Genomic DNA, 22,089 nt, shown 5'->3' with positions numbered 1-22,089 from the left:
GCAGGCGGCAGGCTGGCTCCAGGGTGACCCGCGCGCGCAGGCTCAGGCGAGCGTGTGTGCCGGCCGGTGCGGGGACAGCACCGCTGGCGCGCGTGCCGAGGACGCGGTTTCCACCTTGAACACCGCCACCGCCTGGCGCAGCTGCCCGGCCTGATCTTCCATCGAACGTGCCGCGGCGGTGGCTTCTTCCACCAGCGCCGCGTTCTGCTGCGTGCTCTCGTCCATCTGGGTGACGGTGCCGTTGACCTGTTCGATGCCCGACGATTGTTCCTGCGAGGCGACGGCGATCTCGCCCATGATGTCGGTGACGTGCTGCACCGAGGTCACGATCTCCTGCATCGTGTTGCCGGCACGTTCGACCAGGGCCGAACCCTCGGCGACGCGCTCGACCGAATCGTCGATCAAGCCCTTGATCTCCTTGGCGGCGCCGGCCGAGCGCTGCGCGAGCGTGCGCACTTCGCTGGCGACCACGGCGAAGCCTCGACCCTGTTCGCCGGCCCGCGCGGCTTCGACCGCGGCGTTGAGCGCCAGGATATTGGTCTGGAAGGCGATACCGTCGATGACGCTGATGATGTCGCCGATCTTCTTCGACGACGCCTCGATGCCGCTCATGGTCTGCACCACCTGGCCGACCACGTCGCCGCCTTGCGAGGCCACCGAGGCCGCGCTGGCGGCCAACTGGTTGGCCTGGCGCGCGCGTTCGGCGTTCTGCTTGACCGTGGAGGTCAGCTCCTCCATCGAGGCCGCAGTTTCTTCCAGGCTCGCCGCCTGCTGTTCGGTGCGGCGCGACAGGTCGTCGTTGCCGGTGGCGATCTCGGCCGCGGCGCCGTTGATGCTGATTGCGGCGGTCTGGATGCGCGCGACGATCGTCGCCAGTTGTTCGGTGGTGCTGTTGGCGTCGTCGCGCATGGTCGCGAACACGCCCTGGAAATCGCCGTGCATGCGCGCGGTCAAATCGCCCGCGGCGATGGCGCGCAGCAGGGACGACAGCGCCTGCAGGTTGCCGTCGGACGTGGCCATCAACTGGTTGAGGCTGTCGACCATCAGCCGGAAGTCGTACTGGAAGCGCGCGGTATCGCCGCGCACGCTGAAGTCGCCAGCGGCGGCCGCGCCGGCCAGGTGCTTGATCTCCGTGTTCATCGCGGTCAGGTTGTGCTTGACCGTGTCCATCGTCTCGGTGAGGTGGGCTTTCTCGCCGGGCAGGCGATCCATGTCCTCCGACAGGTCGCCGATGGCGTAACGGCCCATGATCTGCGCCAGGCGCTCGGTCACCGCGATGTGCGATGCGGCCAGCGCATTGCTGTCGCGGACCATGCGCCCGTAGTCGCCCGGGAAGGTGCTTTCGTCCATGCGGTAACTGGTCTGGCCGGTATCGTGGCGCTTGGCCATCTCGGTCTGCGCGGCCAGCACCTCGCGCAGCTGTTGCTGCATGCGTTGCATGTCGGCCAGCAGGCGTCCACTTTCGTCGCGGCTGGGCACCACGATGCGGGCGTCCAGGCGGCCCTCGGCGATGTCGGCGGCGACGCCGGCGGCGCGGCGCACGTTGCGGGTCAGGGTGATCAGGGTATGCACGCACACCGCCGCGATCAGCAGCGTCAGCAGGCCGAGCCCGGCAGCGGCGGCCCACATCGCCTGCAGCGAGGCGTCCAGGTGCCGTTGCGATTGGCGCTGCAGCGCCTGCAAGCCGGTGGCGCTGAGGCTGTGCAAGGCGTCGTCCCAGCCATGCAGGGCCGCGTCCCAACGTTGATCGGCATCGGCGTTGCCGCCGTCCAGGGCCTGCGCCAGCTGCGGCAGCGCGCGATCGGCGACCGCCGCCTCGGCGGCGACCGCACGCGACAAGGCCGGATCCGGTTGCTCCAGCAGGCCCAGCGCCTTCTTCAGCTCATGCCGCAGGCGCGCGTGATCGCGGGCCAGTTCGGCGATCTGCGCGTGCAGCATCGGCGTCTCGGCGCCGGCCTGGGAGGGGACGTGCATCGCATCCAACCGGGTCAGCGTTTCGCTGGTGACCGGGGCGTAGATCAGGCTGCTGACCACCAGGTGGTAGCTTTCCACGTACGGCGTATAGACCAGCTGGCTGTCGTCGCGCAGGGCATCCAGCGCGTCGTCGGCCTGGTCCGCCACCGCCGCGAAATCGTTGCGCCTGGTCCGCAGGGTCTGCTGCAGCTGCGCCAGCGCCGCCGTGCTGCGGTCGAAGCCGGGCAGGGACGGCACGGTCCGCTGCAGTTCGCGCAGCGCCCGGTCCGCGGTGTCGCGCGCTTTCGCCACGTCTGCGGCGTCGCCCACCTGTTCTTCCTGCAGCGCCCCGAGCAGGACCAGCATGTCGCGCAGCGGCGCGTAGCTGCGCAGTTCGGCGCGGCTGACCTCCACGCCGTCGCTGAGCGTGCGCGTGTACAGCAGCAGCGGAATGGCCAGCCCGATCAAGGCCAGGGCGCCGATCAGGCTGAGCTTGCGCGCGATGGGAAGGTCGTGCCAGACCCGCAAACGGGAGCGGTGTTCGGAGGCGAGCGGAGCGGCGTGGTTCGCGGGATGCGACGTCATTGCGCGGGTCTCTGAGGAAGAGCGAAAGAAGGCGGGCGATCCACAGGGAACCGCGCCATGGGAATGCGGGGTGCAACCGGATGGCCGCGGAACTTCGCCTGTCCAGGCGCGCGCATGCGATGGAATCGGCGGCGCTCGACCGGGTCGGGCAGATCTTTAGCGGCCGTCGTAGACAAATGTTGAACCTGTCATCATGACCGCGTTAAGCCGCCGCCCATGCTGTGCAACCCTTGGCAGAGGGACGCATCAGGCGGGACATACGCGGCCGGGCGTGGCCCGGATGCAGCATGCGTGCGTCTTTTCGCGTGCCGTGCCCGGTGGTCGGCGCCTCTCGGCCGGGCAGCGGCGTCGGGTCAGCGTTGTTCGATGGGGCCGCCCCGGATTGCAGCGTCGGCTGCCTGCGTGGTCGGGTGGATTTGAGCGAGGCATTGCATTGCCGATGACCGCGACCGCGGAGTCGTGGCGGGCTGCACGCTTATCCGTGTGAGGGACTGTCGGTGACGTCCGAGATGAGGCTGGGATGAAGCCTCAGGCCGTCACGGCTGCAGTCAAACCGGGCAGACCGTAGCGGCATCGGCGTGAGCCTCGGGACATTGCGAGACGGCAGCCGATCGCAGTGTCGATCGGCTGCCAGGCGCGTCCTTGCGGGGGCGGTGCCAGGCGACTGGTCGCCGTGGGATCAGAACTCCTGCCACGTATCGCCATTGCTTGTCGCGGCCACGGTCGCGCGGCGCGCGGTCGGCGCTTGCGGGCCGACGCCGGCCTTCGCCACAGTCTTGATCGGCGGCTTGGCGCTCCGTGCGGCCGGCGCAGTGCGGACAGGCGCAGGCCTTGCCATCGCGGCGACATTGTCGATCTTGAACAGCGCGACCGCATCGCTCAGTTGCACGGCCTGCTCTTCCATCGAACGCGCGGCGGCAGTGGCTTCTTCCACCAGGGCGGCGTTCTGCTGGGTGGTCTCGTCCATCTGCGTCACGGTCTGGTTGACCTGCTCGATGCCCGCGGACTGCTCCTGCGAGGCGGCCGAGATCTCGCCCATGATGTCGGTGACCCGCTGCACAGAGGCGACGATCTCGTGCATGGTCTTGCCGGCCTGGTCGACCAGGGCCGAACCGGTGGCGACGCGGCCGACCGAATCGTCGATCAAGGTCTTGATTTCCTTGGCGGCACCGGCCGAGCGCTGGGCGAGGGTACGCACTTCGCTGGCGACCACGGCGAAGCCGCGGCCTTGGTCGCCGGCCCGCGCCGCCTCCACTGCGGCGTTGAGCGCCAGGATGTTGGTCTGGAAGGCGATGCCGTCGATCACGCCGATGATGTCGGCAATCTTCTTCGACGACGCTTCGATGCCGTTCATGGTCTCGACCACCTGACCGACCACGTCGCCGCCTTGCGAGGCCACCGAGGCGGCACCCGCGGCCAATTGATTGGCCTGGCGCGCGTGTTCGGCGTTCTGCTTCACGGTGGAGGTCAGTTCCTCCATCGACGCGGCGGTTTCTTCCAGGCTTGCCGCCTGCTGTTCGGTGCGGCGCGACAGGTCGTCGTTGCCGGCAGCGATCTCGGTGGCGGCGGCGTTGATGCTGACCGCCGCGGTCTGGATGCGGCCGACGATGCCGGTCAGCTGATCGGCGGTGGCGTTGGCGTCGTCGCGCATCTGCGCGAACACACCGTGGAACTCGCCGTCCATGCGCGCGGTGAGGTCGCCCGCGGCGATCGACTGCAACAAGGCCGACAGCTTGCCGAGGTTGCGATCGCTGACGTCCATCATCGCGTTGAGGTCCTGCACCATCAGTCGGAAATCGTGCTGGAAGTGCGCTGCGTCGCCGCGGGCGCTGAAGTCGCCGGCGGCCGCCGCCGCGGCCAGGCGCTTGATCTCGGTGTTGATCGCCAGCAGGCTGGCCTTGGCCGCATCCATCGATTCGTGCAGCACCGCGCGGCTGCCGGGCAGGCGACGGGCGTCGCGGCGCAGGTCGCCGTTGGCGTATTCGTTGAGTACGCCGATGGCGTCGACGATGGCATCCAGGTGCTCGAACATCATGGTGTTGATGCCCTTGCTCAGCTCGCCGTACACGCCGGGGAAGTCCTGCGGCATGCGGTGGCTCATGTCCTTGTCCGCATGCAGTTCGATCATCAATGCGGTTTCGCTGGAGAAGCGCCGCAGCTGGTTCTGCATCCGATCCATCGCGACCAGCAGGCGGCCGGGCTCGTCGCGCGCGGTGGTGCTCACGTCGTTGTCCAGGCGTCCGTCGGCGATGGCCTCGGCGGCGCGGGTGGCGCGGCTCAGCGGTCCAGTCAGGCTGCGGGTGATGGTCCAGCCCAGCAGGCCGCTGACCAACAGGACGGCCAGGCCGCCGGAGATCAGGACGATGCGCCCGCGCGCCATCGCCGCCGACGAGACCGCATAGGCCTCCTTGCTCAGGCGCCGCTGCAGATCGGCATTGGCGCGGATCGCGGCCTGCTGCTTCTCCATCGCCACCGATGCATCGCCGAGCAACAGCGCCTGCGCCTGCGCGTTCTGGTCCTTTTCGCCGAGCGCCAGCACCTGATTGTTCAGCTGCACCGATCGTGCGCGCGAGACCTCGATCGTATCCATGGCTTGGCGCTCGGCCGGGCTGGCCGGCATCGCCGACAAGGCATCGTGCGCGGTCTTGTAGCGCGCCCGGTTGCTCTTCACCATGTTGATCATCTTCTGGTTGGCCGCGTCGCCATCGACGATGGTGACGGCCATCAACCCAATCTGCACGTTGGTGTTGGCGTCGAGCATCTCGTTGGAGAGCCGCACCTTTTCCATGTTGTTGTTGACGATGCTGTCCAGCTCGCGATGCGCCCTGGCCATGGTCAACAGCCCCATGGCGACCAGCAGGCCGGACAACAGGATGAGGATGCCGAACGCCACACCCAGGCGCCGACCGACGTTGTAGCGTTGCAGAAGTGCGTTCATAACCGACCTTTGGGACAGAGGGGGAGTCGGGTCGTAAGCGCTGGCAAATCAGCAGTTGCGACGCGTCGTGGCGGTGCCTTGCCGCACCCTCAATATCGACGTGTCGGTGAGAAGTTGAGCAATTCTCACCGAATCGTTGGCGGTCGGTTAGGAAGCTGTCTGCCGGCTACATTGCACCTGGCGGGATGGGGGAAATCCGACGTTGTTCCGACATCCACTGCTGTGTAATGAGAAAGGCTGCATCTTGCCCTTGAGGCGCGCGGGTCGAACTACACCGCATGGCGCCGAGGCCGGTCGTCAGGCTGGCAGCCCGACGACCGACCGAACCGATCAGAACTCCTGCCAGTCCCCGCCGCCCGCGATGGCGACGCGCTTGGCTGGCTGCCGCAATGGACGCGCCGTCGTCTTGGCGGCATGCGCCGGCTTGGCCGCAACAATGGGTACCGATGCCGGTGCAGCGCGCACGCCGGCCACAGCGACGCCGGTGTTGTCGAGCTTGAACAACGCCACCGTGCTGGTGAGCTGGCCAGCCTGCTCCTCCATCGCGCGTGCCGCGGCGGTGGCTTCCTCGACCAGCGCGGCGTTCTGCTGGGTGGTCTCGTCCATCTGCATCACGGTCTGGTTGACCTGTTCGATGCCCGACGATTGCTCCTGCGATGCGGAGGAGATCTCGCCCATGATGTCGGTGACGCGCTGCACCGAGGCAACGATCTCGCTCATGGTCCGGCCGGCCTGGTCGACCAGCACCGAACCTTCGGCCACGCGCGTGACCGAATCGTCGATCAGGCCCTTGATTTCCTTGGCGGCGCCGGCCGAGCGCTGCGCCAGGGTACGCACTTCGGTGGCGACCACGGCGAAGCCGCGGCCCTGGTCGCCGGCACGGGCGGCTTCCACCGCTGCGTTGAGCGCGAGGATGTTGGTCTGGAAGGCGATGCCATCGATGACGCTGATGATGTCGGCGATCTTCTTCGACGAGGCCTGGATACCGCTCATGGTTTCGACCACCTGGCCGACCACGTTACCGCCTTGCGAAGCCACCGAGGCCGCACCCACCGCCAACTGGTTGGCCTGGCGGGCGTGTTCGGCGTTCTGCTTGACCGTGGAGGTCAGTTCTTCCATCGACGCGGCGGTCTCTTCCAGACTGGCGGCCTGCTGCTCGGTGCGGCGCGACAGGTCGTCGTTGCCGGCGGCGATCTCGGTGGCGGCGGCATTGATGCTCACCGCCGCGGTCTGGATGCGGCCGACGATCGTGGCCAACTGTTCGGCGGTGGTATTGGCATCGTCGCGCATTCTGGCGAACACGCCGTGGAAGTCGCCATGCATGCGTGCGGTCAGATCGCCGGCGGCGATGGATTGCAGCATCCGCGACAACGCCTGCAGGTTGCCGTCGGCGGTGGCCATCAATTGATTGAGGCTCTCGACGATGGCGCGGAAATCGTACTGGAAGTGCACCGTGTCTCCGCGCGCGGCGAAATTGCCGGCCAGGGCCGCGGCAGCGAGTTGGTTGATCTCGCCACTCATGCGCATCAAATTGCCCTTCACTGCAGCCATCGCCGTGGTGATGGTGGCCTTCTCGCCGGGCAGCTGCGGCATGTCCTGGGAAAGGTCGCCGATCGCGTAGCGTTCGATCAGGTGAACGGTCTGCATTTTCACCGCGATGTGATCGGCGACCATCTTGTTCGCGTCGTGGACCATGCGTGCGTAGTCGCCCATGAACGCGCCCTCGTCCATGCGGTAGCTGATCTCGCCGAGCTCGTGGCGGCGCGCCATCTCTTCCTGTGCCTGGAGCAAGTTACGCAATTGCGTCTGCATGGCGTGCATGGCATTCAGCAACCGCCCCGGTTCGTCGCGCATGTCGGTGGCGACGTCGTTGTCCAGGCGCCCGCTTGCGATGGCCTCGGCGGCGCGGGTGGCACGGTTCAGCGGCTGGGTCAGACTGCGGGTGATCGTCCACCCCAGCAGGCTGCTGGCGAGCAGTACCATGATGCCGCCGGCGATCAGCAGATTGCGGCCATTGGTGATGGCCTGCGTCGCCTTGGCGTAGGCGGCCTGCAATTGCTCGTTCTGCAGGTCCACGTTCTCGCGGATGTAGCCGTTCCAGGCCAGGGTGGCAGGGCGCGAGCGGTTGATCAGCAGCGCTTGCGCTTCGTCGTTGCGATCTGCCAGCGAGAGCGCAATGACCTGGTCGTTCAATGCGCGTGCTGTCGCCCGTGCCGCGTCGATCTTGGCACGCAGCACTTTGCCTTTCGCGGACGGAGGAAACTTGTCCAGCTCGGCGCGCAATTCGGTGTAGCGCTGACGGTTCTTCTTGACCTCGGCCAGTGCCTGCTGGTTGAGTGCGTCGCTGGTCACCATCGCCAGGGTACCCAGCGCGCCAAGGATCTTGTTGTTGGCGTCGAGCATGTCGTTGCTGATGCGGGTCTTCTCGACGTTCTTCTTGACGATCTGATCCAGCTCGGTCTGGGCGCGCGACATGGAGACCGTGCCGGCGGCGACCAGCAGGCAGGACAGCAGGATCAGCAGGCCGAAGGCGCCACCGAGCCGGCGTCCCACGTTGTAGCGTTGCAGAAAGGAATTCATGCCGACCTCTTCGTTGACGATGTCCCTGGGACGTCCAGGTCCTTTTCCCTACGGGTTCCGGTGGCATCTGTGCGACCGGAGTGGTGGGCGTGGCAGTCAGAAAGCGAAGAGAGGAAAAACCAGTGCCTTGCTGTACAACATGATCCGCCGTCACCCGAATGTAATATCGGCGTGACGGCGCAATACTCGATACGTCGTTGGTCGTAAGACGATTCCCGACGCTGTCTAATTCAGTTCCCTACGCGGACAGCGGCTGCCATTGCGTGCCGATCGCGTCGGCGATCGCCTGGGCATTCGCCTGCGGCGCGTGCCTGACTGTGGTCGCCGTCGCCGTCGCCGTCGCCTGTGCCGGCGCCGCTGCCGCGACGGACGCCGTCGCGGGGGCCGCGCTGCGCGTGGCCTGCTGTTCCAGCCGGAACACCGCCACCGCGTCGCTCAGTTGCGCCGCCTGGTCCTCCATCGACCGTGCCGCGGCAGTGGCTTCCTCGACCAGCGCGGCATTCTGCTGGGTACTCTCGTCCATCTGCGTCACCGTGCGGTTGACCTGCTCGATGCCGGCGGACTGCTCCTGCGAGGCGGAGGAGATCTCGCTCATGATGTCGGTCACCCGGCCCACCGAGGCCACGATCTCCTGCATGGTCTGGCCTGCGCGCTGCACCAGTTCCGCGCCGGTGGCGACCCGGTCGACCGAGTCGTCGATCAGGCCCTTGATCTCCTTGGCGGCGCTGGCCGAGCGTTGCGCCAGCACCCGCACCTCGCTGGCGACCACGGCGAAACCGCGGCCCTGTTCGCCGGCACGTGCGGCTTCCACCGCGGCGTTGAGGGCCAGGATGTTGGTCTGGAAGGCGATGCCGTCGATCACCGAGATGATGTCGGCGATCTTCTTCGAAGCCGTCTCGATGCCGCTCATGGTGTCGACCACCTGGCCGACCACCGCGCCGCCTTGCGAGGCGACCGCGGCGGCGCCGGCGGCGAGCTGGTTGGCCTGGCGCGCATGCTCGGCGTTCTGCTTGACGGTGGCGGTCAGCTCTTCCATCGAGGCGGCGGTTTCTTCCAGGCTGGCGGCCTGCTGCTCGGTGCGCTGCGACAGGTCGCTGTTGCCCTGGGCGATCTCGGTGGCGGCGCTGTGGATGTCGCCGGCGGCGCGCTGGATGCGGCCGACGATGTCGGCCAGGCGCTCGGCGGTGCCGTTGGCGTCGTCGCGCATGGTGGCGAAGATGCCGTGGAAGTCGCCGTGCATGCGCGCGCCGAGGTCGCCATCGGCCAGCGCGCTGAGCAGCCGCGAGACCTCGGCGATGCTGATCGCGTTGGCGTCGAGCAAGCCGTTGAGCTGCTGCGCCAGCATCAGGAAGAAGCCCTGCTTGCCGGTGCGGTCGATGCGCTGCGACAGGTCGCCGGCGGCGGCGCTGCGTACCACCGCGGCCACTTCCGCTTCCACCCGGGTCTCGGCGGTGCGATCGCGCCATTCGCAGACGAAGCCCATGTGGGCGCCCTCGGCGTTGCGGATGGCGGAGATCTCCTGCGCGATGCAGACCTCGCGATAGCGCACCTCGCGCTGCGCCGCGCCCTGCCGGTCCAGCCGCTGGTAGATCTCCGCGTCCTGCGCATTGCCGACTTCCAGCAACGTCACCGACTGGCCCAACAGCGACGCGGCGCGGTCGAATGCCGGCGCGCAGGCGCGGATGTCCTCGGCGTGGGTCTGCAGCAAGGTCTGCAGCGCGGTATTGGCGTAGATGATGGTCAGGTCGGGATCGGCGATGTACATGCCGGTGGACGCGTTGTCCAGCGCGGTGCGGATGCGCAGGTTCTCGGCGGCGACGCTGCGCTCGCGTTCGATGCGCTCGCGCAGTTCGCGCTGCATCCGCGCCAGCGCCGCCATCAGGCTGCGGCCGTGCTTGGCCGCGACCGGGATGGGCTGGTCCAGGCGGCCTTCGGCGATGTGCTGGGCGGCGTCCATCGCCACCCGCGGCTCGCCGCCGAGCAACTGCGCGACCGAGCGCAGGATCCAGGCCGCGGCGGCGCCCAGGCACAACACGGCGAGCAGCACCGCGCCGGTCTGCTGCCAGGTGGCGCGCTGGCTCTGCTGTTCGGCGGCGGTGCGACTCTGCTCGTTCAGCGCCAGGATGCGGTCGCTGATCGTGTCCATCTCGGTTTCCAGCCGCGCGAACTGCGCGGTGAAATCGGCATAGGCGGCGCTGCTGTCGCCCTGGGTCTCGGCCAGCGTCACCACCTTGTCGGCGGCGGCGATGTAGCGCTGCAGTGCAGGCCCGGCGGCATCCAGTTGCGCGCGTAAGGCGCCGTCCAGCGGCAGCTTCTGGTTGTCGTCCAGCGCCTTGCGGAATTCGCCGGCGTGTTCCCCCAGCGAGGCGCGCGCGGCCTTGACCCCGTCCGCATCCTGCCGTGCCGCCGCCAGCAAGGCGGCGGTGACGTCGCCCCGCAGGGCGTCGTGCATCATGTCGGCCTGCATGTGGTTGCGCAGCGCGTCCGAGGAGGTGACCTGTGCCGCGACCGAGCGCAGCAGCCCTTGCTGCGCGGTGTAGCCGACCCCGCCCAGGGCGAGCAGGGCGAGCACCGCCACCAGCACCAGGATCCCGAGCATATGCATGATTTTCATCGGTGTGGCCCGATCAGAAACGGAAGGACAGGCCCGCGCCGAGCGCGTGGTCCGGCGAACGGTCGTTGAGGCCGCGGCTGTACACCACGTCCAATTGCACGTCCTGGCTGAGCAGCCAGGCCGAGCCGACGTCGAGCAGGGCGATGGTGCCGCCGTCGTCGGCATGGGCGATCTGCGGTAGCGCCAACTCCACGAACGAGCGGCTGCGGTCGGTCCAGGCCTTGCCCAGCACCACGCCGAAGATGCCGGCGGTGTAGCGATGCCCGCCGTCGCCTTCGTCGCGGATCACGCCGGGCATCATCCCCAGCGAAACGCTGTCGCTGAGTTCCCATTCGGCCACCAGGCGGAACGAGGGGCGGGCGCCGCTGCCGCGCACGTCGCGTGCGCCGCTGGGCAGGTCCACGTGCAGCAGCCAGGCCAGCGAGGCGCCGCCGATCTCGCTGGCAAGGTGATGCTTGAGCCCGAGCGAAATGTCGGAAAAGCCGGAGACATCGTCGCCGACCGGGACGTCGACCGTCTGCCAGCCATCGGTCTCCACGCGTAGTTCCCAGGTCGGGCCGATGCCGTAGCGGAACAGGGTCGGTGTGGTGTAGCCATCGACATCGCCATCGCGTTCCCAGGCCACGCTGGTTTCCACCTGCAGGCGCCGGTCGCCGACGGTGAGGCTGGATTCGACGAAGTCGGGGCGATCGGTGGCGATCGGTTCGACCTCGGCGTGCGCCAGGCCGGCGAGGCCGCACAAGGTCAGACAACTGGCGATGACGCGTAGCTTCATGTGCGGCTCCCATTGGCGGTTCGGTCGGAACCGTGGGGCCGGGCGCAATGCGGCCGGCGCCGGGGCACGCCTGTCGCGGCGCCCATGGCATGGCAGTTCCGCTTTCTATATCGACCCTGAATACACTTTCTTTACGAGCGTGACGCGCTAAGCGCTCTGCGGCCGCCGTGACCAGGAGCCAGGCGGCCGGACCGCGAAGCGCGCAAGGCGCTCGCGGGAGTGGGTCGAGGTGCGGCTCAGAACTCCTGCCACTGCGCGTCGTCGGTCGACGCGGTCGCGCGCGGGACCGCCTGCAACGGCGTCGCGGCCGGCCGCCGCGGCGTGGCCGCCGCTGTGGCCGGCGCGGGCGACGCAGGGCGGCGCGCGGGCGCCGGCGCAGCGATCGCCACCCCGGTGCTGGTCTCGAGCTTGAACAGGGCCACGGCCTGATTGAGCTGGCCGGCCTGGTCTTCCATCGAGCGCGCCGCGGCGGTGGCTTCCTCGACCAGCGCGGCGTTCTGCTGGGTGGCCTCGTCCATCTGGGTGATGGTCTGGTTGACCTGCTCGATGCCGGCGGACTGCTCCTGCGAGGCCGCGGAAATCTCGCCCATGATGTCGGTGACGCGCTGCACCGAGGCGACGATCTCCTGCATCGTGCTGCCGGCCTGATCGACCAGCGCCACGCCTTCGGCGACGCGCTCGACCGAATCGTCGATCAGGGTCTTGATCTCCTTCGCCGCGTTCGACGAACGCTGGGCGAGGGTGCGCACTTCGCTGGCCACGACGGCGAAGCCGCGGCCCTGTTCGCCGGCGCGCGCCGCTTCCACCGCGGCGTTGAGCGCCAGGATGTTGGTCTGGAAGGCGATACCGTCTATCACCGAAATGATGTCGGCGATCCTCTTCGAGGAGGTCTCGATGCCGTGCATCTTCTCCGAGACCTCGCTGGCCAGTCTGCCGCCCTGCGAGGCGACCGAGGCCGCGCCGGTTGCGAGCTGGTTGGCCTGGCGTGCGTGCTCGGCGTTCTGCTTGACGGTGGAGGTCAGCTCCTCCATCGAGGCGGCCGTCTCTTCCAGGCTGGCCGCCTGCTGCTCGGTGCGGCGCGACAGGTCGTCGTTGCCGGCGGCGATCTCGGCCGCGGCGCCGTTGATGCTGGCCGCGGCGGTCTGGATGCGCGCGACGATCGCTGCCAGTTGCTCGGTGGTGGCATTGGCGTCGTCGCGCATGGTCGCGAACACGCCCTGGAAATCGCCGTGCATGCGCGCGGTCAGGTCGCCAGCGGCGATGGCCTTCAACAGCGTGGACAGCGCCTGCAGGTTGCCGTCGGCGGTGGCCATCAGCTGGTTGAGGCTGTCGACCATCAGGCGGAAGTCGTACTGGAAGCGTTCGGTATCGCCACGCACGCTGAAGTCGCCGGCCGCGGCGGCGCCGGCCAGGTGCTTGATCTCGCTGTTCATCGCGGTCAGGTTGCGCTTGGCCGTGTCCATCGTCTCGGTGAGCACGGCCTTCTCGCCGGGCAGGCGGTCCATGTCCTCGGACAGGTCGCCGATGGCGTAGCGGCCCATGATCTGCGCCAGGCGCAGCTTGACCGCGATGTGCGAGGCGGCCAGTGCATTGCTGTCGCGAACCATGCGCCCGTAGTCGCCGGGGAAGGCGCTCTCGTCCATGCGGTAGCTGATCTGGCCGGCATCGTGGCGCTCGGCCATTTCCTTCTGTGCGTCGAGCACCGCGCGCAGCTGCTGCTGCATGCGCTGCAGCGATCCCAGCAACTGGCCCAGTTCGTCGTTGCGCGCATACTGGATGCGGCTGTCCAGTCGCCCGGCGGCGACCGCGCTGGACACCTCCACTGCGCTGGCCAAGGGCGTGACCACCAGCCGCCGCAGCAGCAGGTAGAGGCCGCCGCTGAGCAGCAGCGCGGCGCACAGGCCGACTGCGGCGATGGTCCACAGCAGGTTGCGCGCCTGCGCCATCAGCACCGCCTTCGGCACCGCCACGCCCAGCGCGAAGCGTTCCTGGGCCTGGCCGATCTGCAGCGGCACATACACTTCCACGTCGGTGGCGCCGGTCTGCGGATCGACGCTGTCGCGGCTGACGGTCTTGCCCTGGGCGATGTCGGCCAGCAAGGCACGGGTGGCCGGATCCTGCAACTTCTTGCCGACCAGCGCTGGGTCGCGATCGGCGACGATGGCGCCGCCGGGCGAGAGCAGGCGCACGTGGCCGGCGCCAAGCGGACGCAGCTTGGCGACGCGCTGCTGCAGCGCGGCCAGGCCGAAATCGGTGGTGACCACGCCCAGGAACTTGCCGTCTTCCAGGATCGGCGTGCTGACCGTGGTCATCAGTACCTTCTGTCCGGCGATCTCGTAGTCGTAGGGTTCGGCGACGGTCGGCCGCAGCAGCTTGCGCGGATTCAGGTACCAGTCGCCGGCCCCGGCCACCTCGTAATCGTGCAGCGGATCGCGCACGAGTTTCCCATTCTGCCAGGACCAGTACACCATGTAGCGGCCGCTGGCGTCGTGGCCGGCGCTGTTGGCGTAGTCCGCGTCCTTGCCGTCCAGCGCCTGCGGTTCCCACAGCGTGCCCAGGCCGGTCCAGTCGGGGTGCTGCTGCAGTTCGCGGCGCAGGCTCTCGCTGAACAGGTCGCGCGCCTTGTCCTGGCCGCGCTGGGCGAGCAGGGCATTGGCCAGCGCCTGGTTGGAGACGGCGGATGCGCCGATGGTATTGCCGATGCGCTCGGATTCCAGGCGCGCGGTATCGGTCATGCCGACCTTGGCGGAAGCGAGCAGGGCGGAGCTGCTGCGGGCGTAGATGATGGCGGCGGTAATGCCGAAGCACAGCAGGGCGATCGCGGCCACGCCCAGCATCAGGCGGGTGGCGACACTGCTCGGGCGTGCGGAGGACGTCGTGGGCATCGCGGTCGTCTCGATGGGAGGGTGGAGAGATCGCGCGCCATCGCCTCGGAAAGCGTCTTGCGTTCAGACAAGCCAGGCAGTGAGCATGCGCGATAGTGCCGTTATCGGCACAGCGTCCCAGAAATGTAGTCGGTGCTTGTGGTCGCTCGCGTCGGGCGGTCCGCCTCCGTGCGGATGGTGCTGCCGGCTCCGGATGCGCGGTCGACCCTGGCGCATCCCGCGAACGGCGAGGGCGCCCCCGAACGGCGCACTTTCGTGTCGGCGCGGCGAAGCATGGCCGCAATAAAAAAGCCCCGGGAGCGGATCGCTCCCGGGGCCGTTGACGCGAGACGCGCGGCAGGGAATCCCGCTTAGAACTCCTGCCAGCTGTCGTCGCCGGCCGCGACCGCGACCGGCCGGGCCGCTGGCCGCGCCGTACGCGCGGCGGGCTTGACCGCCGGCTTGGCGACCGGCCGGGCGACCGTGCGGACCGGCGCGCTCGCCGCGCGGGCGACCGCCGAGTGACCGGCGTGGCTGCTGCTCGCATCGATCTTGAACACGGCCACGGCCTGGCTCAGCTGGCCGGCCTGTTCCTCCATCGAACGTGCCGCGGCGGTGGCTTCCTCGACCAGGGCGGCGTTCTGCTGGGTGGTCTCGTCCATCTGGGTGACGGTCTGGTTGACCTGCTCGATGCCCGCGGACTGCTCCTGCGAGGCGGCCGAGATCTCGCCCATGATGTCGGTGACGCGCTGCACCGAGGTCACGATCTCGGTCATGGTCTTGCCGGCCTGGTCGACCAACGCCGAGCCTTCGGTGACACGCGCGACCGAGTCGTCGATCAGGCCCTTGATCTCCTTGGCGGCGTTGGCCGAACGCTGGGCGAGGGTGCGCACTTCGCTGGCGACCACGGCGAAGCCACGGCCCTGTTCGCCGGCACGTGCGGCTTCGACTGCGGCGTTGAGCGCCAGGATATTGGTCTGGAAGGCGATGCCGTCGATGACGCTGATGATGTCGCCGATCTTCTTCGAGGAGGCTTCGATGCCGCTCATGGTCTGCACCACCTGGCCGACCACGTCGCCGCCCTGCGAGGCGACCGAGGCGGCGCCGGCAGCCAGTTGGTTGGCCTGGCGGGCGTGCTCGGCGTTCTGCTTGACGGTGGAGGTCAGCTCCTCCATCGAGGCCGCGGTTTCTTCCAGGCTGGCGGCCTGCTGCTCGGTCCGGCGCGACAGGTCGTCGTTGCCGGCGGCGATCTCGCTGGCGGCACCGTTGATGCTGACCGCGGCGGTCTGGATACGCGCGACGATCGCCGCCAACTGCTCGGCGGTGGCGTTGGCGTCGTCGCGCATGGTGGCGAACACGCCCTGGAAGTCGCCCTGCATGCGCACGGTCAGGTCGCCGGCGGCGATGGCCTGCAGCAGGTTGGACAGCGACTGCAAGTTGCCGTCGGCGGTGGCCATCAGCTGATTGAGGCTGTCGACCATCAGGCGGAAGTCGTACTGAAAGCGTTCGGTGTCGCCGCGCACGCTGAAGTCACCGGCCGCGGCCGCGCCGGCCAGGTGTTTGATCTCGGTGTTCATGGCGATCAGGTTGAGCTTGACCTTGTCCATGGTTTCGGTGAGCACGGCCTTCTCGCCGGGCAGGCGGTCCATATCCTCGGACAGGTCGCCGATGGCGTAGCGGCCCATGATCTGCATCAGGCGCATCTTGACTCCGATATGCGTAGCCACCAGCGTATTGCTGTCGTGGACCATGCGCCCGTAGTCGCCGGGGAAGGCGCCTTCGTCCATGCGGAAGCTGATCTGGCCGGCGTCGTGGCGCTTGGCCATTTCGGCCTGCGCAGCGAGCACCGACTGCAACTGGCTCTGCATCTTGTCCATGCTCAGCAGCAGCGCGCCGGCCTCGTCCTTGCTGCGCAGGTCGATCGCGTTGTCGAGCTTGCCGCGGGAGATGGCATCGGCGACGCCGATCGCGGTGCCGAGGCGCTTGAGCAGTTGCCGGCGGATCAGGATCGCCATACCGGTCGCGACCACGATCACCAGCAGGTTGCCCAGCAGGATGGCCCACTTGTTCTGGGCACGCACGGTGTCCAGAGTCGCGCTGCGCTTGGCCAGCAGGCCGCGCTCCTCGTTGGTGAACTCGCCGAGCAGGCCGCGGATCGATTGCATCGCCTTGCGGTCGCGGGCCTGCTTGAACTCGGTGGCGATTTGCGCCGCATCGTCGGACTGCTCGCGCAAGGTGGTGATCCGCTTTTCCACGCCAGCCAGATCGTCGAATGCGGCATGCAACTTCTCCAGCCGGGCCTGCTGGCGCGGATTGTCCGCGGTCAGGCGCTTGGCCTCGGCGAAGTTCTTGTCGAAACTGGCCAGGCCCGCGGTGTAGGGCTGCAGGTGGTCCTGGTTGCCAGATAGCAGATAGCCGCGCGCGCCGGTCTCGACGTTGAGCGCATCGACTTCCATCATGTCGCCGGTCGCCAGCACCTTGTAGGTGTGGTCGTTCATGTCGGCGGCGCTGTTGAGCGAGGACAGGCTGCTCAGGCTGATCGAGCCGATGATCACCGTGATCAGCACGATGACGGCAAAGCTGAGCGCGAGCCTGGCGGAAAGACTGAGATTCTTGAGCGTCATCGTCGTATTCCTGGTGGAAGTGGAGCGTTGGGGATGGCGTGCCCCTTGCCTGAGTCGATGTCCGCGGAGGCGTCGGGCGCTGCTCTATCTATTTCGGTTGTAGATCGAAAACATGAAATTGATAGTTTTTGTAAATTCGATAGATATTTGCAATTGGAACTTTTACTGCAATCTGCTCTGTCTTGCTTTAGCGGTGTTGCGGCAAAACTTGTTCAAATTTGTAGACAATTTGTGTGCGCAACATCCGTATCGGCGTGTGTGCTGCGTTCTTTAATCCCGAATCGCGTGGATTTAGATTGACTTCACGTTGACTTCACTTTGACGGGGATGGCGATCACGCTCCGGTGGGTCCACTGACCGTTGCGGTGACTCGGGCAGTGGGATTGGCCAAAAAAAACCCGGGAGCTGGCGCTCCCGGGCTTCGGTAGTCCTCTACGTAGGATGCAGGTGAAGCGCGATCAGAACTCCATCCAATCGCCGCCGCCCGCAACGGCCGCCGTGGCCGTGGCCGCGGCACTGGCCAGCGGCCGGCGTGCGACCGCCTGCGGTGCAGGCGTCTTGGCCGGTCGTTTGGCGCTGGCGGTGGCGAGCGCCGGCCGCGGAGCGTCCACGCGGCGGAGGGCCGCCGGTGCCTGCTGGTCGAGCTTGAACAGGGCCACGGCCTGGCTCAGCTGCCCAGCCTGATCCTCCATCGACCGCGCGGCGGCAGTGGCTTCTTCCACCAGTGCGGCGTTCTGCTGGGTGGTCTCGTCCATCTGCATCACGGTCTGATTCACTTGCTCGATGCCTGCGGACTGCTCCTGCGAGGCGGCGGCGATCTCGCCCATGATGTCGGTGACGCGCTGCACCGAGGTCACGATCTCGGTCATGGTGCGACCGGCCTGGTCGACCAGCGCCGAGCCCTGGGTGACGCGGCTGACCGAGTCGTCGATCAAGGTCTTGATCTCCTTGGCGGCGTTGGCCGAGCGCTGGGCGAGGGTGCGCACTTCGGTGGCGACGACGGCGAAACCGCGGCCCTGATCGCCGGCGCGCGCCGCTTCCACCGCCGCGTTGAGCGCCAGGATGTTGGTCTGGAAGGCGATGCCGTCGATCACCGAGATGATGTCGGCGATCTTGCGCGAAGAGGCCTCGATGCCGCTCATGGTGTCGACCACCTGACCGACCACCGCGCCGCCCTGCGAGGCCACGGAGGCCGCGCCCGCGGAGAGCTGATTGGCCTGGCGCGCGTGTTCGGCGTTCTGCTTGACCGTGGAGGTCAGTTCCTCCATCGAGGCGGCGGTCTCTTCCAGGCTCGCCGCCTGCTGCTCGGTGCGGCGCGACAGGTCGTCGTTGCCGGTGGCGATCTCGCTGGCGGCGGCATTGATGCTGACCGCGGCGGTCTGGATGCGCGCGACGATCGCCGCCAATTGCTCGGTGGTGGCGTTGGCATCGTCGCGCATGGTGGCGAATACGCCCTGGAAATCGCCGTGCATGCGCGCGGTCAGGTCGCCGGCGGCGATGGAGCGCAGCAGGGACGACAGCGCCTGCAGATTGCCGTCGGCGGTGGCCATCAACTGATTGAGGCTGTCGACCATCAGGCGGAAGTCGTACTGGAAGCGCTCGGTGTCGCCGCGCACGCTGAAGTCGCCGGCCGCCGCGGCGCCGGCCAGGTGCTTGATCTCGCTGTTCATGGCGGTCAGGTTGTGCTTGACCGTGTCCATCGTCTCGGTCAGCCGCGCCTTTTCGCCCGGCAGGCGGTCCATGTCCTCGGACAGGTCGCCGATGGCGTAGCGGCCCATGATCTGCGCCAGGCGCTCGGTCACGGCGATGTGCGCGGCGGCCAGCGTGTTGCTGTCGCGGACCATGCGCCCGTAGTCGCCGGGGAAGGTGCTTTCGTCCATGCGATAGCTGATTTGGCCGGCGTCGTGGCGCTGCGCCATCTCCGCCTGCGCGGCGAGCACCGCCTGCAACTGCTGCTGCATGCGGCCCATGGCGTGCAACAGGCGGCCGGTTTCGTCGCGGGCCTCCGTGCGCACGGCATTGTCCATGCGGCCATTGGCGATCGCCTCGGCGGTCCGCGTGGCCAGGCGCAGCGGCGTGGTCAGGCTGCGGGTGATGGCGAACGCCAGCAGGCCGCTCAGTGCCAGCGTCAGCAAGGCTCCGGTGATCAACAGTATTTGGCTGCTTTGCATCGACGACAAGGCGGCCTGGTAGGCCTTTGCGGCCTGATCTTTCTGGCGGTTGGCGAAGGTGCGGATCGCGTCCTGCCAGGCCAGCGTGGCAGGAGTCGCTGACGCGTTCAACAACTTCAGCGCCTTGGTGGTGGTGTCGTCGTTCGTACCCAAGGCTACGATTTGGTCGTTGATGTCCTTGGCAATAGCACGTTTTTCATCAATCTGCTTGCGTATTGCGTTGCCAGCGGCCGCCATCGACATGGTGTCGATCTTGGCGCGGGCGTTGGCGTAGTTTTCGCGCTGTGATTTGAACTGCTCCAGCGCCCGCTGCCGTACAGCCGGGTCATCAGAGGTGGTGAAAGTGCTGAGTGCAATCAGCACGGATGAGTTGGCATCCAGCATCTGGTTGCTGAACTCGATCTTCATCATTCGATCGAGCACGATCTTGTCCATCTGCTTGCGTGCATCGGACATGCCCCAGAGACCAACTAGTACCAGCAGAACGGAAAGCAGGATGAAAAGGCCGAATGCGGCCGAGAGGCGAACACCGACGTTGTAGCGTTGCAAAAAACCGATCACATCAATCTCCTCGAAAAGCGGGTGCTACGCACTGATTTGTAGCGGCGTGCGTGGGATGCCATGCAGCGCATGGAGCAACTGCGGCATCGCGGCGGCCGCGCGGGAGCGGCCGTATGAATATGGCGCGTGGCGATCAGAACTCCTGCCAGTCGCTGGCGGTGGCCTGGGCGAGCACGGCGGAACGTACCGGTGCCGGTCGCGGCTTGCGTGACGGCGCGACCGGCGCGCTGCGCGGAGCAGGGCGGGCGGTCCGCGCCGGGACGACGGTGGCGGCTTGCGTGATGGGATGGGACGTGTCCAGCTTGAACACCGCCACCGAGTCGCGCAGGTGTCCGGCCTGTTCTTCCATCGAGCGTGCGGCGGCGGTGGCTTCCTCCACCAGCGCGGCGTTCTGCTGGGTGGTCTCGTCCATCTGCATCACGGTCTGATTCACTTGCTCGATGCCGGCGGACTGCTCCTGCGAGGCGGCGGCGATCTCGCCCATGATGTCGGTGACGCGCTGTACCGAGGTCACGATCTCGGTCATGGTGCGACCGGCCTGGTCGACCAGCGCCGAGCCCTGGGTGACGCGGCTGACCGAGTCGTCGATCAAGGTCTTGATCTCCTTGGCGGCGTTGGCCGAGCGCTGGGCGAGGGTGCGCACTTCGGTGGCGACGACGGCGAAACCGCGGCCCTGATCGCCGGCGCGCGCCGCTTCCACCGCCGCGTTGAGCGCCAGGATGTTGGTCTGGAAGGCGATGCCATCGATCACCGAGATGATGTCGGCGATCTTGCGCGAGGAGGCCTCGATGCCGCTCATGGTGTCGACCACCTGGCCGACCACCGCACCGCCCTGCGAGGCCACCGAGGCCGCGCCCGCGGAGAGCTGATTGGCCTGGCGCGCGTGTTCGGCGTTCTGCTTCACGGTGGAGGTCAGTTCCTCCATCGACGCGGCGGTCTCCTCCAGGCTGGCGGCCTGCTGCTCGGTGCGTCGCGACAGGTCGTCGTTGCCGGTGGCGATCTCGCTGGCGGCCGCATTGATGCTGACCGCAGCGGTCTGGATGCGCGCGACGATGGCGGCCAACTGCTCGGTGGTGGCGTTGGCGTCGTCGCGCATGGTGGCGAACACGCCCTGGAAATCGCCGTGCATGCGCGCGGTCAGGTCGCCGGCGGCGATGGAGCGCAGCAGGGACGACAGCGCCTGCAGATTGCCGTCGGCGGTGGCCATCAACTGATTGAGGCTGTCGACCATCAGGCGGAAGTCGTACTGGAAGCGCTCGGTGTCGCCGCGCATGCTGAAGTCACCGGCCGCGGCCGCGCCGGCCAGGTGCTTGATCTCGTTATTCATCGCGGTCAGGTTGTGCTTGACCGTGTCCATCGTCTCGGTGAGATGCGCCTTTTCGCCGGGCAGTCGCTCCATGTCCTCGGACAGGTCGCCGATGGCGTAGCGGCCCATGATCTGCGCTAGCCGCTCGGTCACGGCGATGTGCGCGGCGGCCTGCGCATTGCTGTCGCGGACCATGCGTCCGTAGTCGCCGGGGAAGGTGCTTTCGTCCATGCGGTAGCTGATCTGGCCGGCGTCGTGGCGCTGCGCCATCTCCGCCTGCGCGGCGAGCACCGCCTGCAACTGCTGCTGCATGCGCCCCATGGCGTTCAACAGGCGGCCGGTTTCGTCGCGCGCCTCGGTGCGCACGGCATTGTCCATGTGGCCATTGGCGATGGCCTCGGCGGTACGCGTGGCCAGGCGCAGCGGTGTGGTCAGGCTGCGGGTGATGGTCAGCGCCAGCAAGACGCTGAGCACCAGCGCCAGCACGGTGCCGCCGATCAACAGCATGCGGCCACGGTGCATCGAATCCAGCGCAGCCTGGTAGCCGGCGGCGGCCTGCGACTTCTGCCGATCGGAGAACTCGCGGATCTTGCTCTGCCACGCCAACGTCGCCGGCAGTGCTTGCTGGTTCAGCATCTCCACCGCCTGGGCGTTCTCGCCCTTCTCGCCCAGCGCGACGATGGCGTCGTTGATCTTCTTCGCGGCGGCACGCTTGGCGTCCATGTCGGCGCGGATGGCGCGGCCTGCGGCGGTGCTGGACAGCGTGTCGATCTTCGCGCGGGCTGTGGCGTAACGTTCGCGCTGGCGGTTGAAGGTGTCCAGCGCCGCTTGGCGCATCGCGGGGTTGCTGGAGGTGGTGTAGGTGCTCAGCGCCACCAGCACGGAGGAATTGGCGTCGAGCATCTGGTTGCTGAATTCGATCTTCGCCATGCGGTCCAGCACGATCATGTCCAGGTGCTTGCGCGCCTCGGCCATGCCGGACAGCCCGATGATCACCAGGACCACCGAAAGAAGAATCAGCAGGCCGAAGGCCGCCGATAGGCGGACACCGACGTTGTAGCGTTGCAGAAAACGGGTCATTTCAATCTCCAAGGGGCAGAAAGGCAGGTCGGCGCATA

At 67.6% G+C, this 22,089-nt stretch carries 9 protein-coding genes; all 9 read right to left on the bottom strand.

The annotated features are described in order from the left end of the window. Positions 1 to 42 precede the first annotated feature (42 nt). Positions 43 to 2,538, bottom strand: a complete 2,496-nt coding sequence (locus tag QN245_RS11035) for a methyl-accepting chemotaxis protein (protein ID WP_317843169.1) — start codon at positions 2,536 to 2,538, stop codon at positions 43 to 45. 679 nt (positions 2,539 to 3,217) lie between these two features. After that, on the bottom strand, positions 3,218 to 5,476 hold the full coding sequence (locus QN245_RS11030) for a methyl-accepting chemotaxis protein (RefSeq protein WP_160967787.1): 2,259 nt from the start codon (positions 5,474 to 5,476) through the stop codon (positions 3,218 to 3,220). A gap of 330 nt (positions 5,477 to 5,806) precedes the next feature. After that, positions 5,807 to 8,056 (bottom strand): methyl-accepting chemotaxis protein, encoded by a 2,250-nt coding sequence (locus QN245_RS11025; protein ID WP_317843168.1) that lies wholly within the window; start codon positions 8,054 to 8,056, stop codon positions 5,807 to 5,809. A gap of 238 nt (positions 8,057 to 8,294) precedes the next feature. Next, a complete protein-coding gene (locus tag QN245_RS11020; RefSeq protein WP_317843167.1) occupies positions 8,295 to 10,670 on the bottom strand; it encodes a methyl-accepting chemotaxis protein in 2,376 nt (791 codons plus the stop codon). Between the two features lie 13 nt (positions 10,671 to 10,683). Continuing rightward, complete coding sequence (locus QN245_RS11015; protein ID WP_184447990.1) at positions 10,684 to 11,445, bottom strand: transporter; 762 nt, start codon at positions 11,443 to 11,445, stop codon at positions 10,684 to 10,686. Between the two features lie 236 nt (positions 11,446 to 11,681). Then, complete coding sequence (locus QN245_RS11010) at positions 11,682 to 14,330, bottom strand: methyl-accepting chemotaxis protein (protein WP_317843166.1); 2,649 nt, start codon at positions 14,328 to 14,330, stop codon at positions 11,682 to 11,684. A gap of 350 nt (positions 14,331 to 14,680) precedes the next feature. Then, positions 14,681 to 16,933, bottom strand: coding sequence for a methyl-accepting chemotaxis protein (locus QN245_RS11005; RefSeq protein WP_317843165.1), 2,253 nt, complete (start codon positions 16,931 to 16,933; stop codon positions 14,681 to 14,683). A gap of 458 nt (positions 16,934 to 17,391) precedes the next feature. Then, positions 17,392 to 19,665, bottom strand: coding sequence for a methyl-accepting chemotaxis protein (locus QN245_RS11000; protein ID WP_317843164.1), 2,274 nt, complete (start codon positions 19,663 to 19,665; stop codon positions 17,392 to 17,394). 133 nt (positions 19,666 to 19,798) lie between these two features. Beyond that, on the bottom strand, positions 19,799 to 22,051 hold the full coding sequence (locus QN245_RS10995) for a methyl-accepting chemotaxis protein (RefSeq protein ID WP_184447986.1): 2,253 nt from the start codon (positions 22,049 to 22,051) through the stop codon (positions 19,799 to 19,801). Positions 22,052 to 22,089: the final 38 nt, after the last annotated feature.

Origin of the sequence: Xanthomonas rydalmerensis, assembly GCF_033170385.1 — a bacterium.
Lineage (GTDB): Bacteria > Pseudomonadota > Gammaproteobacteria > Xanthomonadales > Xanthomonadaceae > Xanthomonas_A > Xanthomonas_A rydalmerensis.
Note: the sequence above shows the minus strand (reverse complement) of the source record. Positions and strands in the feature narration are given on the sequence as shown.

What these genes read in the sequence shown, in the direction of transcription:
- QN245_RS11035 (WP_317843169.1), bottom strand. Translation starts at nt 2,538, where the DNA reads ATGACGTCGCATCCCGCGAACCACGCCGCTCCGCTCGCCTCCGAACAC.
- QN245_RS11030 (WP_160967787.1), bottom strand. Translation starts at nt 5,476, where the DNA reads ATGAACGCACTTCTGCAACGCTACAACGTCGGTCGGCGCCTGGGTGTG.
- QN245_RS11025 (WP_317843168.1), bottom strand. Translation starts at nt 8,056, where the DNA reads ATGAATTCCTTTCTGCAACGCTACAACGTGGGACGCCGGCTCGGTGGC.
- QN245_RS11020 (WP_317843167.1), bottom strand. Translation starts at nt 10,670, where the DNA reads ATGAAAATCATGCATATGCTCGGGATCCTGGTGCTGGTGGCGGTGCTC.
- QN245_RS11015 (WP_184447990.1), bottom strand. Translation starts at nt 11,445, where the DNA reads ATGAAGCTACGCGTCATCGCCAGTTGTCTGACCTTGTGCGGCCTCGCC.
- QN245_RS11010 (WP_317843166.1), bottom strand. Translation starts at nt 14,330, where the DNA reads ATGCCCACGACGTCCTCCGCACGCCCGAGCAGTGTCGCCACCCGCCTG.
- QN245_RS11005 (WP_317843165.1), bottom strand. Translation starts at nt 16,933, where the DNA reads ATGACGCTCAAGAATCTCAGTCTTTCCGCCAGGCTCGCGCTCAGCTTT.
- QN245_RS10995 (WP_184447986.1), bottom strand. Translation starts at nt 22,051, where the DNA reads ATGACCCGTTTTCTGCAACGCTACAACGTCGGTGTCCGCCTATCGGCG.